Raw genomic sequence first — 14,301 nt, 5'->3', positions numbered from 1 at the left:
TTGAGAGCGATTTATTGAGAACGACTAAGTCAGGGGGTTTTTGTTGCTGTGGGTGGTGCCGGGCTAGCGCTTGTTTCCGCGATCACAAACGACACCGCGTAGTCGCGCTCATCGGTGATCGTGACCTGTGCGGTAATGCCTCGCACCGCCATCCAGTCGGCGAGTTCTCCCGACGCGACAATCTTCGGCTTGCCGCTCGGCTCGTTGAGCGTTTGCAGCGCACGCCAGGTCATCGGCCAGTGCATCCCAAGTCCGATGGCTTTCGAAAACGCTTCTTTCGCGGAGAATCGCGTCGCGAGAAACGCGAGACCGCGGACTTCGGAGCGCGCGTTGCGCGCGTGGTAAATGCGCAGCTCGTCGGCCCCGAGCACCTTCTCGGCGAAGCGCCCTTTCGTGCGCTCCATCACGCCCGCCACACGGCTTACCTGAACGAGATCCGTACCTATTCCGTAGATCGCCATCGATGGGCCTGAGTTGGGTTATGAGCGTTTACCGGTGATCGTTTATCGCGATGCGGTGGCGGCAAGCCGCGACGCCACCATGATCGCCTTCATCTCGCGCACCGCATTGTCCCAGCCGGCGAAGATGGCGTGCGCAACGATCGCATGGCCAATATTCAATTCCACGATGCCTTCCAGCGCCGCGATCGGCTGGACGTTGGTGTAGTGCAGGCCATGTCCGGCATTCACTTTCAAGCCCAGGGAATTGCCGAAAGCGACGCTGCGCGCCACGCGCTCGTACTCCTTTTGCCGGGTGGCTTCGTCGTGGGCTTCGGCATAACACCCGGTATGCAATTCGATCACCGGCGCGCCGGCTTCATGCGCCGCGCGGATCTGCATTTCATCTGCGTCGATGAACAGCGACACCCGCGCTCCCGCCTGAGCCAATTGCTCGCACGCGGCCTTCACGGCCTGGAACTGCCCGGCAACATCCAACCCGCCTTCAGTCGTCAGTTCCTGGCGCTTTTCGGGCACAAGACACACGTCATGCGGACGCACGCCGCACGCGATATCGAGCATTTCCTGCGTCACCGCGCATTCCAGGTTCATCCGTGTTTTCAATAGCGGGCGCAGCGTGTGGACATCGGCATCGACAATATGCCGGCGATCTTCCCGCAAATGCAATGTGATGGCGTCGGCGCCCGCTTCCTCGGCTTGCAGCGCGGCGCGGATCGGGTCGGGGTACTGCGTGCCGCGCGCGTTGCGCAGCGTGGCGACGTGATCAATGTTGACGCCCAGATCGATCACATTAGCGGGTGACGAGAGGAAGAAGCTCATAGATTTTGCAGGTCGATCAGGATTTGACGAGTGGCGAGCGGCGTGCCGCCAAGATACACGTTCAGCAGAAAGCGCATCAGCGTCTTGCTTTGCGCAGCCGTCTGCGGGCGGCTGTATTCGTCCTTCTCCATGTCGAGAAGGGTCTGGCCGGCGATCACCGGCCATTGCGACGGTACATCATCCGATGCGTCACGCACACCGCGTTCGGGATCGAAGACGTATTTCTGATCGGCGAGAACCGGCTGGCGCGTGATGGTTTTATGCAACGCCATGGCGTAACCGGTTTCACGCAGCAGCACGCGTTCGAAGGAACGCAGCGCATGCAGGGCCGGCTCGCCATGCGCGAGACGCGACAACGTCAGCACGTAATGATTGAACAGCACGGGATGCGCGTCTTCGCGAGCACAGAACTTCACGAGCAATTCGTTGACGTAGAAGCCGCACAGCAATGCGTCGCCCACGAGGGGCAACATGCCGCCCACCCATTCCGCCTGCGTCAAGGTGCGGACCTCGCCCTTCCCCGTCCACGACAACCCCAGCGGCTGGAAAGTCTGCAGCACGCCGCGCAGCGCTGAATGCGGGCGCTTGGCGCCCTTGGCGACCAGGGCGACGCGGCCGTGATCGCGTGAAAACACGTCGAGCACCAGGCTGGTCTCACGGTACGGATAGCTGTGCAGCACGAACGACGGCTGCTCGGCGATACGGAAATCCGAACGCGGCGCGGCGCGCGGCGGTTTTGGAGCTTTAGGTTCTTTGGACTCTTTGGGCGCGGTCGATTTCGCTGACGCAGACGCCGTCCGGCGCCTTTTAGGCGCAGGCGCTGAAGGCTCGCCGGTGCTGAAGTTATCGTCGGCAAGCGGATCGGAGTCTGCGTCGGAGGACTGGGTCATCCACGCGTCATTCGTACCCATAGGCGCGCAGTCCCGCTTCGTTGTCCGCCCAGCCGCTCTTCACCTTGATGAAGGTCTCGAGATACACGGGGCCATCGAAGAGCTTTTCCATGTCGAGGCGCGCTTCAGTGCTGATCTGCTTCAGCTTCGCCCCCTTCTGGCCGATGATCATTGCCTTGTGGGTATCGCGTTCGACCAGGATCGTCGCGAAAATACGGCGCAGGCGGCCTTCGGTTTCCCATTTATCGATCAGCACCGTGCTCGTGTACGGCAACTCGTCGCCGGTCCAGCGGAACACTTTCTCGCGCAGGATTTCAGCGGCGAGAAAACGCTCGCTGCGGTCGGTGAGATCGTCTTCACCGTAGATGGGCGAACCTTCCGGCAGATACGGCTTAACCACCGTCATCAGACGCGTGATGTCGTCGGGATGCTTCGCCGTCATCGGCACGATTTCCTTGAAGTCGTGCAGCGCGCTCATTTTCTGCATGAACGGGAAGAGCGTTTCCTTATCGCTCACGTGGTCGAGCTTGTTCGCGATCAGCAAGCACGGCGTGTCATTCGGAATCAGGTCAAGCACCTTCTGGTCGTCGGGGCCGAAACGGCCCGCTTCGATCACGAACAGAATGGCGTCGACGGCCGTCAGCGTGGACGTCACCGCGCGGTTCAGCGAGCGGTTCAGCGCGCCGCTGTGCTTGGTCTGGAAACCCGGGGTATCGACGAAAATGTACTGCGCGTCGTCAAGCGTGTGAATGCCGGTGATACGGTGACGCGTGGTCTGCGCCTTGCGCGACGTGATGCTGACTTTCTGCCCGACAAGCGCGTTCATCAAGGTCGATTTGCCGACGTTCGGCCGACCGACGATCGCGACCATGCCGCAGCGGAAACCAGGGGGAGTGGGAGCGTTCATAATGTGTGCGGCTGCGGATTCGGTGAATTCGTGGAGGACGCGTAGCGCCGGGATCATGCTGGTGTTCGGGAGCGTGCGAGCTTCAGCTGTGAGCTTTAGAGCCTGTGTCAATGGCCAGTATCGGCAGCGCGTACGACGGTTGCATCGACGCTTTCTTCCAGGTGCGCTTCGACCTTGGCTTCAACGCTCTCTGGACCCTTCGGGGCCGTTGCAGAATGCGCGGTGGGCACGTCTTCTCGCTGCCGCGCGGAGACTGCAGGCTTCTCGACAGCGGACGTTTCGGCACTTTTCGCAGTCGGCTTCTCGGCTTGCTTGTCAGCCTGTTTATCGGCCTGCTTGTCGATCTGCTTGTCGGCTTGTTTCGCGACCGCCTTCTCACCCGTACTATCTGCCTTCGCCGCGCTTTTTTCCACCGGGTTATGCACAGCGTTATCCACCGGGGATTCAGCGTGTGCGAGCGATGGCTTGTCCGCGTTTTCGCTTCGAGCCGCCGGCGCCTCGGCCGCCGCTTTCTCGGCCTTCTCCGTCTTCTCCGCCCGATGAATCGTCGCCCGCTCCGTTTTCTCCGCGCCGGCGAATGCACCCGCCGACGGTTCCACATGCGATGCGCGAATCACCGCGAATGGCGCGGTGGCCGGACGCTCGGGATCGTTATGCGTGTTGCTGCCATGCCCGGCGCTATTGCTGGCGCTATTGGCACGTGCACGTTCACGACGGTCCGGTGCGCGCAGATCGAGCGCCGCCTGCACACCCGTCACGCCCGGCACGATTTCCGGTTCCGCTTGCTTGGCCGCACGTGCGCCCTTGCGCTTCGGCTTCGCCGTCATGGCCGGCGCGGCAGAGGCCAGCTCATCGAGCGCCTTCTTTGCCGCAGCCTGTTCAGCCGCGCGCCGGCTCGCACCGGAACCCGAGACCTTCACCTCGAGCTTCGGCACCGTGCATTCGACTTCAAATTGCTGGTTATGCGCCGCGCCGTGCGTGGCCACGACCGTATAGGTCGGCAGTGCGATCTTGTGGCCCTGCAGATACTCCTGCAGCAGCGTCTTCGCGTCTTTACCGATAGTGCGTGGATCGATGTGGTCGAGGATCGGCGTGTAGAGCCGCTTGATGACCTGATGCGCAGCGTCAAACCCGCCGTCGAGAAAGACCGCGCCGAAGATGGCTTCGAGCGTATCAGCCAGTATGGAGGGGCGCCGGAAGCCACCGCTGCGCAATTCGCCCTCACCCAGCCGCAATGCCTCGGAGACGTTCAGCGCCTGTGCGATCTCATAAAGCGACTGCTGCTTGACGAGATTTGCGCGGACGCGAGAAAGGTCGCCTTCGTCGAGTTTTGCGAATCGTTGGAACAAAAGCGCAGCCACCACGCAATTTAGAACGGAATCTCCGAGAAATTCGAGTCGTTCATTGTGCGTGGCACTGTGACTGCGGTGGGTCATCGCCTGGCGCAGCAATTCCGCATTGCGAAATTCGTACTGGAGCCGGCTTTCCAACGGGGTTGAGGGCATGGGCAGAGTATAACGCGGGCGCCCGGAGGGGCGAATCCGGCTGAAAGGCCGGAAAACCGCAAGGAAAATGGCACGGCAAGCGCACGTTAGCCGCGATTCTTCGTGCTGTTTCTAGGCGGATCAAAGGTGACTTGCAATAACAACTACGCCGCGATGACGCGGCGTAGTGGTCGAACGAAATTACTACCTTGGAGACTGCTCAAAAACCCGCATCAATGAAACACGCCAATGCGTTTCAAACTGCTGAAGTTCATCCAGATAAAGAATGCGCGGCCAACAATATTCGCGTCAGGCACGAAACCCCAATAACGGCTGTCTGCACTGTTATCGCGATTGTCGCCCATCATGAAATAGTTGCCCGGCGGCACTTTGCAGATGACGCCTTGAGCGTTGTAGTTGCAGTTGTCGCGGAACGGGAAGTCGTCGGCGCCAATCACGAAAGGTGGCACTTGCGCGTTATTCAGGATCGCGTTCTTGCGGCCATCGAGATCTTCTTCGAATTGCTTCGCATAACCAATGCGTTCGTCATCGAAATAATCAGGCAGCGGCGTTTCCGGAACCGGCTTGCCGTTGATGGTCAGCTTTTTGTCCTGATACGCAACGGTGTCGCCGGGAAGGCCGATCACGCGCTTGATGTAATCCACCGACTCGTCTTTCGGATAACGGAACACCACTACATCACCGCGCTTGAGCGGTGTGCCGCTGGTCAGCTTGGTATTGCTGATCGGCAGACGCAGGCCATATTCGAATTTATTGACGAGGATGAAGTCGCCCACCAGCAATGTGGGAACCATGGACCCTGACGGGATCTTGAATGGTTCGACCACGAACGAGCGCACCACGAACACCACCAGGATCACCGGAAAGAAGCTTGCCGAATACTCCAGGTACCACGGCTGGCGGAGCTTTTCATCGCGCAGGCGAGCGCGCGTTTCTGGCGCGTGTTCGTCGGCGAAACGGGGCTCAAGGCGTGCCTGCTGCTGATCGAATTCCGCTACCGCTGCATCTGCTGCCCGGCGCCGCTGCTTCTCGAACACCAGTTTGTCGAACACCCACGCAATCCCCGTCACGATGACGAGCACCAAAAGAATCAACGCAAAATTCATCAATCGTTTCCGGTTGTTTTATTAATCTTCGACGCGAAGAATCGCGAGGAAAGCTTCTTGCGGAATCTCGACCGAACCGACTTGTTTCATGCGCTTCTTGCCGGCCTTCTGCTTTTCCAGAAGCTTTTTCTTTCGCGAGATATCGCCGCCGTAGCACTTTGCCAGAACGTTCTTACGCAATGCTTTAATGTTCTCACGCGCGATAATGTTGGCGCCAATGGTCGCCTGGATTGCCACGTCGTACATTTGCCGCGGAATCAGTTCGCGCATCTTCGACGCCACTTCGCGTCCGCGATGCTGGCTTTGCGACCGGTGAACGATTACCGACAACGCGTCGACCTTGTCGCCATTGATCAGCATGTCGACCTTCACCACATCGGACGCGCGATACTCCTTGAACTCGTAGTCCATGGAGGCATAACCGCGTGACGTGGACTTCAGCCGGTCGAAGAAATCCAGCACGATTTCCGCCATCGGGATTTCGTAGGTGAGCTGGACCTGACGGCCGTGATACAGCATGTTGATCTGCGAACCGCGCTTGTTCGTGCAAAGCGTGATCACCGCGCCCACATACTCCTGCGGCATGTACAGGTTCACGGTCACGATCGGCTCGCGCACTTCTTCAATGAACGAAGGCTCCGGCATCTTGGCCGGGTTCTCGACCTGGATCAGCTCGCCGTCGCGCTTCAGGACTTCGTAGACCACGGTTGGCGCCGTGGTGATGAGATCCATGTCGAACTCGCGCTCGAGGCGCTCCTGCACGATCTCCATGTGCAGGAGACCAAGAAAGCCGCAGCGGAAGCCGAAACCGAGTGCTTGCGACACTTCCGGCTCGTATTGCAGCGACGAGTCGTTGAGCTTCAACTTTTCCAGCGATTCACGCAGTGCGTCGTACTGGTTTGCTTCGACCGGATACAAACCCGCAAACACCTGCGGCTTCACTTCCTTGAAACCTGGCAACGGCACTTCGGACGGGCGCGCGACGGTGGTGACCGTGTCGCCGACTTTCGCCGCCTGCAATTCCTTGATGCCCGCGATAATGAAGCCCACCTGCCCGGCCGACAACGACGCGAGATTGGTGGATTTCGGCGCGAACACACCAAGATGTTCGACCGGATAAACCGCACCGGACGCCATCATCTTGATCTTGTCCTTCGGGCGCAGCGTGCCGTTCTTGATACGCACGAGCATGACCACGCCGACATAGTTGTCGAACCATGAATCGATGATCAGTGCCTGCAGCGGTGCGTCCGGATCGCCCTTCGGGGGCGGCACCTTGGCGATCAGCGCCTCGAGCACGTCGGTCACGCCGAGGCCCGTCTTGGCGCTGCAACGCGCAGCATCGGTTGCATCGATGCCGATCACATCTTCGATTTCCGAAATCGCGTTCTCGGGGTCAGCCGCCGGCAAATCGATCTTGTTCAGCACCGGCACGACTTCCACGCCCAGTTCAATTGCCATGTAGCAATTGGCGACGGTTTGCGCTTCCACGCCTTGGCTTGCGTCGACCACGAGCAACGCGCCTTCGCAGGCGGACAGCGAGCGGCTGACTTCGTACGAGAAGTCGACGTGGCCCGGGGTGTCGATCAGATTCAGGTTGTAGACCTGTCCGTCCAGGGCCTTGTAGCTCAGTGCTGCGGTTTGCGCCTTGATGGTGATGCCGCGTTCGCGCTCGAGATCCATGGAGTCGAGCACCTGCGCGTCCATCTCGCGGTCGGACAAGCCGCCGCACAACTGGATGATGCGATCGGCGAGCGTCGACTTGCCGTGGTCGATGTGCGCAATGATCGAGAAGTTACGAATATGATTCATTCAGTGCCGATCAAGCAAAAAGGCGCGCCCAGACAAACGCGGAGCACGCCTTGAAAATGGGGGTGAAAAACCTTTCTATTTTAGCTGAAAAGACGGGCTGACGGCGGATTTTACGGGAAAGGTCCGATTGATCAGGGACTTAAGCGCGTGCCGGGCGTGCCTGGAAGCACGCTTGAGAGCGCGCTGCGCACACGCGTTTCATCCAGCCGGTAATGGCATAACTCCACGCCATCCAGCACCAGAACGGGCACGAGTTCGTCGTATAGCGCTTCGAGCGCGGGATCGGTGTCGATATCGATCCACTCGATCGGCACGCCGAACTCAGCCGCAATTGGCTCAAGCCCGGCGCGCAAGTCTTCACACAAATGGCACCACGCGCGCCCGTAAAGCTTGAACGCGCTCATTGTGCTTATTTCTGCACCGGCGCACGCGGGCGCAACGGCACAAACTGCGTGTTGTCCCCACGACGCACCAGCACCGCGACCATCTTGCTCGGATCGACGTTTTGCGCGACCGCGTCGAATTGCTTCGCGCTCGTGATGTCCGTATCGCCAATGCGCAAGATGATGTCGCCCTTCTGGAAGCCGGCACGCGCCGCCGGACCTTCCACGGCGTCCACCATCACGCCGTTGGTGAGTTTCAGCGCCTTCTTCTGGTCAGCCGGAATGTCGCTCACCGCAATGCCGAGCGTATTGCTTGCGCTCGCCTTCGGCGGCGGCGTCTTCTTGGCCTCGGTCTTCGCGACCTTGTCCGGTTGCATTTCGGCGATGGTGATCGGCAAATCGCGCGACTCGCCCTTGCGCCACACGGTGATCGTCGCCTTCGTGCCCGGCTTCGTGTCGCCGACCATGCGCGGCAGATCTGTCGCCGTGGCAACGTCGTGGCCGTTGTACTTCAGGATGATGTCGCCCGGCTGGATACCGGCCTTGTCGGCCGGACCACCTGCTTCCACGCTGCTCACCAGCGCACCTTGCGCCTTCGGAAGCCCAAGCGAGTCCGCCACTTCCTTCGTGACCTCGCCGATCGCCACCGCAATGCGGCCGCGCGTGACCTTGCCCGTTGTCTTCAATTGATCGGCAACGCGCATGGCTTCATCGATAGGAATCGCGAACGAAATCCCCATGAAGCCGCCCGTACGGCTGTAGATCTGCGAGTTGATACCAATCACCTCGCCCGCCATGTTGATCAGCGGACCACCCGAATTGCCCGGATTCACCGCGACATCAGTCTGGATGAAAGGCAGATAGTCACCGGTGTCACGACCCTTCGCGCTGACAATACCCGCCGTCACCGTGTTGTCCAGCCCGAACGGCGAACCGATTGCCAGCACCCATTCGCCGACCCGCACCTTGTTCGAATCGCCGACGGTAATGGCCGGCAAGCTGGTCGCCTGGATCTTGACGACCGCCACGTCCGTGCGCTCATCGACACCAATCAGCTTCGCCTTGAATTCGCGTTTGTCCGTGAGCGTGACGTAGATGGTGTCCGCGTCGTCGACCACGTGGGCATTGGTCATCACGTAACCATCGGCCGACATGATGAAACCCGATCCCACACCGCTGCTCTGCTCCGAATTGTCCGGACTGTCAGGGCTGTTGTCCTGCGGAGCGCTGCGATTACCCTGGCTGCCGCCGTTGTCGCCACCTTGGTCACCGCCGCCGCTCCCGCCGCCACTCCCGCCACCGCTGCCACCACCGCCGCGCGGTGAACCAGGCGTGCCGGGCATTGGAATACCGAAGAAACGGCGGAAGAACTCCGACATGTCTCCCTCGTCCATACCGGGGGGCAAGCCACGCAGATCATTACTGCTGCTGACGCGGGTTGTCGTACGGATATTGACGACCGAGGGACCCACTTTATCGACGAGCGTGGTGAAGTCAGGCAGGTTCACTCCGGGCACCGCGGGCGCAACCGGTGCAACGGCCGGAGCCGGCGTCGACGCGGGTGCCGCTGCTGTTGCTGTAGCCGCGTAGGTCGCGAGCGGCAGGCATGCGGCAAGCGCCGCGGCCGCGAAATAGGTGCGCAGCGAGAGATTGCTCATATCGTGGTGGGCCGAGGAATTACTTGGAAGGCTTGTATTCTATGGCAGAAGCAAATTGCTGCAACGTGGCCTGGGGCACTTCGCCCAGCAAGGTAATCCAGAAATCCCCGCGACGCTTGACCAGCACGTGTGTCGCGCCGCTATTACCCGCGCCTTCCTTGCGGGAATTTTTTTCCACGGGCTCGACAAAAATCGAGATTGCCGCAAGTCCGTCAGAGAAAACAGCCTGATCGACGGGAATAGGCGGCTGCCCCTCTTCACTCGACGCCATCGGCCGGCGCAACTCACGAATCTCTCGGAATCCCGGAATGGCAGGCGTGATTTTCCAGCCCTGCGCTTCCATATCGACAGGCTGAACGGGCGGACGCACGATCGTCCATCCGGCCAAGCTCTTGATCCCGTTCGCAATGGCAGCCCGGTCGACGGACCCGCCAATCTGAACTTGCGAAAATGAAAGCTGCTCGAGCACCTGACCGTCGGGCCCAAGCGTCTGAGCACGCAGCAGGAGGCCGGTTTTCGAGTCGGCCCAAAGCTTGTACGCAAAGCGCCATGCGTCTTTCGGATCGAGTTCGATCACCTGGCTGTCGATCCCCGCAACGCGGTCCGCGCCAAGCATTTTGGGCTCATAGACCGTCAGGACCTGGTCGCTGCTGGTAGTCAGCAGCGACGGGAACGAATCCTTGTTCTGACGTTTTTCGACGACTACCAAATGCCGTTCGGGCACGAACGTGTACATGTCGTCGTCGTGGCGAAGCATCTTGCGAGGCTTGCCGTCCAGGCTTTCCAGCGACTCGAACTCACCGTCGCTGCGCGCCGCCGAGTGCGTAATCCGCGACGATTGCACCGTTGTCCCACGCTGGTAGACGAAGGTGCCCTCGTAGTTCTGCTGCTGTGCGGCGTCGTGAATCCGGTTGAGCAGTTCCGCAGCGGACTTGCGCGTGGCGGCGGAATCGTCGCCCTGCGCAAAAGCACTCGATGCTACGGATAACAACGCGGCTGCACAGAACATCAACGCCGGCAACCGCCCCCAATGAGTCGTTTTCTTCAACCGCACACGTTGCATCAGTTATTGGCCTTGGCTGGTAGCCGCAGTGCGAATCAAAGGCATCGAGCCCGGCATGACGGGCTGTTGGGAGAATTGCTGATGCGCTTCGAGATACTGGTCCAGGCTGGCGTCGCGAATGATATTCGCTTCGACAACCGGCGAGCGCGTGCTGACGGCAGGCATGGAAGCCATGGCCACACGCTGCACATGATCCGACGAGAGGCTGGCCACCTGCACGCCGTTGCGACCGTCCACACCCTGCAATTGCGGCACGACGATCCACGTCAGCGTGGCAGCAGCAGCCGCGACGGCAAACGCCGGCACCACACGGCGGCGGAACAGGCGCGAACGCAGGCGCTCGGTGGAAACCGCCGGAATGGCCGCGGGCGCAAATACGTGCGCTTCAGCCTCAAAACGCGCCGAGAACGCGTTCATGAACGCGCTGCTGGCTGCAGGACTGGCCGCGAGATCGTCGGAACGCAGGGCGTCCCCGATCAAGTGGTAATCCGACCACGCGGCGCGATCCTTCTGCGTAAACCCTGAAAGAAACTGACTGATGTCGCCCGAACCGTCGAACGATTCACCGTCGACAAAAGCGGACAGACGCTCGCTTCGCGAGCTAGCTTGCGATTGCACCGAAACCGACCCCATGATGCTCCCCATCTTGACTGCACCCCGTAGTGACACTACCTGACTCAGATACCGCGTCCCTGCCCCGCGCACCCTCGCTGTTACCAGCGCTTGCCTTCGGGAGTGTCCAGCAACGGACGCAATTTTGCCGCAATGGCTTCGCGAGCACGAAAAATTCTTGATCTGACGGTTCCAATAGGGCAACCCATCATTTCGGCTATTTCCTCGTAGCTCAGACCTTCAATCTCACGAAGAGTAATGGCGGTGCGCAGCTCTTCCGGTAAAACCGCCATCGCAGCATTGACCGTCTGTGCGATCTGCTTGCTCATCAACATCGACTCAGGCGTGTTGATATCCCTTAGTTGGTCTGCATCGGAGAAAGTTTCCGCTTCTTCTGCATCAGCTTCGGTAGAAGTTGGAGCACGCCGGCTCTGAGTGGCAAGGTAATTCTTCGCGGTGTTCACCGCAATCCGGTAAAGCCAAGTATAAAACGCCGATTCTCCGCGAAATTGCGGCAACGCGCGATAAGCCTTGATAAAGGCATCCTGCGCGACGTCCTCGACCTCGGCCGGATCCCGCACGAGACGCGAGATAAGCCGGATGATTTTGCGCTGATATTTGGCGACCAGTAGCTCGAACGCTGCTTTGTCGCCTTTTTGCACGCGTTCGACCAGTACCTGATCGATTTCTTTTTCGCTCACCTGGGAAATCCGTTAACTTTGGGGGTGCTACGCGGAGGGCTATTGTAGCGTTACGCCGCTGGAACACGCGGGATGCTGACCGGCGGTTACACGGGTTACAGATGTTCCTGGGCGCAACGCCGCGCGCGCACGGCCAGTTCGCGGAACGCGGAGGCATTGGCGAGCGCGTCGGCGGCCACCAGAAAGGGTACCGGGCGGCCTTTCGCCGGCACGAGGATAAGGGCAAGCAAGCGATCGCTCCACTGGGCGCAGCCTGCAATACGCCGGTATTGCGCGTTCCCCGCGCGATCCCATGTGGTCACCCCGTGTTGTCCGATCTCGAATGCAACGGGCCGGCGACGCTCCCCGCCCCGGGCCGAAGCGACCAGCACCGCGGTCACGGTCAAAGCCGCCATGCATGCGCTGAATGGCCCGGCATAGGCCGCCGCGCACTGGAATACCGACCCGGCCGCTACCGCCACGAATGCTGCGGTAGCGCCCCACAGCAAGGGTGAGGGACGGATCGTATGCCGCCGCGGGAAATCAGCGGACGGCGCCGCTGACGTGTGCAGCGACAGAACGTGCACGTTTGTCATTCGCCCGTTCCCGCCACGATCAGGCGCGCGCCGCTCAATGCCGCTTGAAAACGAGCGTGCCGTTCGTGCCGCCAAAACCGAACGAGTTCTTCAGCGCCACGTCGATCTTCATTTGCCGCGCTTCGTTTGCGCAGTAGTCCAGGTCGCATTCCGGGTCCTGGTTGAAGATGTTGATGGTGGGCGGCGAGATCTGGTGGTGCAGCGCCAGCACCGTGAAGACCGATTCCAGCCCGCCGGCGCCGCCGAGCAGGTGGCCCGTCATCGACTTGGTGGAATTGACCACGATCTTCTTCGCGTGGTCGCCGAAGGTGTTCTTGATGCCGATGGTCTCGGCCAAATCACCCAGCGGCGTGGATGTGCCGTGAGCGTTCAGGTAGTGCACTTCGTCCGCATTCACCGACGCGTTTTTCAACGCGTTGCGCATGCTGCGGCGTGCGCCGTCGCCATCTTCCGGCGGGGCGGTCATGTGATAGGCGTCGCCGCTCATGCCGTAGCCGCTGACTTCGGCATAGATCTTCGCGCCACGCGCTTTCGCATGTTCATACTCTTCGAGCACCATCACGCCAGCGCCTTCGCCCAGCACAAACCCGTCGCGATCCTTGTCCCACGGACGGCTGGCGGTAGCCGGATCATCGTTGCGCTGGGACAACGCGCGCGCAGCCGCGAAGCCGCCAATACCCAAAGGCGACACGGTGGCCTCGGCGCCGCCGCAGATCATCACGTCGGCATCGCCGTATTCGATCAATCGCGAGCCTTCGCCGATGCAATGCAGCCCGGTCGTGCACGCGGTCACGATGGCGAGGTTGGGCCCTTTCAAACCGAAGCGGATGGAGAGATGGCCGGAGATCATGTTGATGATCGACGCCGGCACGAAGAACGGCGAAATCCGGCGCGGGCCGCGATTCAGCAATTCCGTTTGCGTGACTTCGATCATCGGCAAGCCGCCGATCCCCGAGCCGACCACCACGCCGACGCGTTCCGAGTTTTCCTCGGTGATTTCCAGCCCGCTGTCCTGCATGGCTTGCACACCGGCGGCAATCCCGTAATGGATAAAGGTATCCATGTGGCGCGCTTCCTTGGCCGGCATATAGTCTTCGACATTGAAGCCTTTGACTTCACCGGCAAAGCGCGTGGAGAAGTTCGTGGCATCGAACTTCGTGATCTCGGCGATGCCCGACTTGCCAGCGACCAGATTGGCCCAGCCGTCGGCAACGGTATTGCCGACAGGCGAAATCAGCCCAAGGCCTGTAACAACAACACGACGACGGCTCACGGTAACCCCTTATCCATAAATGACAAAAAGCAAAAGCCACAAGATTCACAGGAAATTGCCCTGTGAGCCCTGTGGCTGTTAAATCGGTTCGAATCGCGACAGAGCGTCAACCCCGAATAGTGTAGAAGCAGCTTGGCGCGCGGGCCTTAGGCCTTGACGTTGGCGCGAGCGTAGTCGATCGCCTGCTGAACCGTCGTGATCTTCTCGGCTTCTTCGTCAGGGATTTCCATGCCGAATTCGTCTTCGAGAGCCATCACGAGTTCGACAGTGTCGAGCGAGTCAGCGCCCAGATCGTTGACGAACGAAGCTTCGTTCTTGATTTCGGCTTCGGCGACGCCCAGTTGTTCGGCGACGATCTTCTTCACGCGCTGTTCGATATTGTCCATGCAGCCCTCCGAGGGAAATGTAGTTCAAAAACACGAGTGCGCGCATTTTATCAGGTTTGTACCCGTAAATACCCACGCACGGAATCAGCTTTGTTTAGCGCGTGACATGCCTTTGATGCCCGTCACGCCCGTTCCAGCGCCCTTTCCCGCTTA

General features: G+C 60.3%; 15 protein-coding genes. All 15 read right to left on the bottom strand.

Annotation, left to right across the window (positions count from 1 at the left end):
- Positions 1-29 precede the first annotated feature (29 nt).
- Positions 30-461 carry a holo-ACP synthase gene (gene acpS, locus ABH944_RS28245; protein ID WP_404610576.1) on the bottom strand — a complete coding sequence of 144 codons (432 nt, stop codon included), beginning with the start codon at positions 459-461 and terminating at the stop codon, positions 30-32.
- A 42-nt stretch (positions 462-503) separates the two neighbouring features.
- The gene (gene pdxJ / locus ABH944_RS28240; protein WP_404610577.1) at positions 504-1,277 is read right to left on the bottom strand and encodes a pyridoxine 5'-phosphate synthase; all 774 of its coding nucleotides are present in this window, start codon (positions 1,275-1,277) and stop codon (positions 504-506) included.
- A complete protein-coding gene (recO, locus tag ABH944_RS28235) occupies positions 1,274-2,188 on the bottom strand; it encodes a DNA repair protein RecO (RefSeq protein WP_404610578.1) in 915 nt (304 codons plus the stop codon). The genes pdxJ and recO overlap by 4 nt, the downstream gene beginning before the upstream one ends.
- A complete protein-coding gene (gene era / locus ABH944_RS28230; protein ID WP_404610579.1) occupies positions 2,175-3,074 on the bottom strand; it encodes a GTPase Era in 900 nt (299 codons plus the stop codon). Before era ends, recO begins: the two co-directional genes overlap by 14 nt.
- Before the next feature lie 107 nt (positions 3,075-3,181).
- Positions 3,182-4,579, bottom strand: a complete 1,398-nt coding sequence (rnc, locus tag ABH944_RS28225) for a ribonuclease III (protein WP_404610580.1) — start codon at positions 4,577-4,579, stop codon at positions 3,182-3,184.
- Between the two features lie 212 nt (positions 4,580-4,791).
- Positions 4,792-5,685 carry a signal peptidase I gene (gene lepB / locus ABH944_RS28220; protein WP_404610581.1) on the bottom strand — a complete coding sequence of 298 codons (894 nt, stop codon included), beginning with the start codon at positions 5,683-5,685 and terminating at the stop codon, positions 4,792-4,794.
- Between the two features lie 21 nt (positions 5,686-5,706).
- Positions 5,707-7,497, bottom strand: a complete 1,791-nt coding sequence (gene lepA, locus ABH944_RS28215) for a translation elongation factor 4 (protein WP_404610582.1) — start codon at positions 7,495-7,497, stop codon at positions 5,707-5,709.
- A 131-nt stretch (positions 7,498-7,628) separates the two neighbouring features.
- Positions 7,629-7,901, bottom strand: coding sequence for a glutaredoxin family protein (locus tag ABH944_RS28210; protein ID WP_404610583.1), 273 nt, complete (start codon positions 7,899-7,901; stop codon positions 7,629-7,631).
- A 5-nt stretch (positions 7,902-7,906) separates the two neighbouring features.
- Positions 7,907-9,538 (bottom strand): DegQ family serine endoprotease, encoded by a 1,632-nt coding sequence (locus tag ABH944_RS28205; protein ID WP_404610584.1) that lies wholly within the window; start codon positions 9,536-9,538, stop codon positions 7,907-7,909.
- Between the two features lie 19 nt (positions 9,539-9,557).
- The gene (locus ABH944_RS28200; protein ID WP_404610585.1) at positions 9,558-10,601 is read right to left on the bottom strand and encodes a MucB/RseB C-terminal domain-containing protein; all 1,044 of its coding nucleotides are present in this window, start codon (positions 10,599-10,601) and stop codon (positions 9,558-9,560) included.
- A 3-nt stretch (positions 10,602-10,604) separates the two neighbouring features.
- Entirely contained in the window at positions 10,605-11,234 is a 630-nt protein-coding gene (locus ABH944_RS28195; RefSeq protein WP_404610586.1) for a sigma-E factor negative regulatory protein, read from the bottom strand.
- Between the two features lie 80 nt (positions 11,235-11,314).
- Positions 11,315-11,914: an RNA polymerase sigma factor RpoE gene (rpoE, locus tag ABH944_RS28190; protein ID WP_047844769.1), complete on the bottom strand. Its 600-nt coding sequence runs from the start codon at positions 11,912-11,914 to the stop codon at positions 11,315-11,317.
- Between the two features lie 95 nt (positions 11,915-12,009).
- Positions 12,010-12,489 carry a hypothetical protein gene (locus tag ABH944_RS28185; protein ID WP_404610587.1) on the bottom strand — a complete coding sequence of 160 codons (480 nt, stop codon included), beginning with the start codon at positions 12,487-12,489 and terminating at the stop codon, positions 12,010-12,012.
- Between the two features lie 34 nt (positions 12,490-12,523).
- Positions 12,524-13,762, bottom strand: a complete 1,239-nt coding sequence (gene fabF / locus ABH944_RS28180; protein WP_404610588.1) for a beta-ketoacyl-ACP synthase II — start codon at positions 13,760-13,762, stop codon at positions 12,524-12,526.
- A 146-nt stretch (positions 13,763-13,908) separates the two neighbouring features.
- Entirely contained in the window at positions 13,909-14,148 is a 240-nt protein-coding gene (acpP, locus tag ABH944_RS28175) for an acyl carrier protein (protein WP_004197638.1), read from the bottom strand.
- Positions 14,149-14,301 lie beyond the last annotated feature (153 nt).

The sequence above is a fragment of the Caballeronia udeis genome (assembly GCF_044909315.1).
Taxonomy (GTDB): Bacteria; Pseudomonadota; Gammaproteobacteria; order Burkholderiales; family Burkholderiaceae; genus Caballeronia; species Caballeronia udeis_A.
This window is presented reverse-complemented; position numbering and strand designations above follow the sequence as displayed.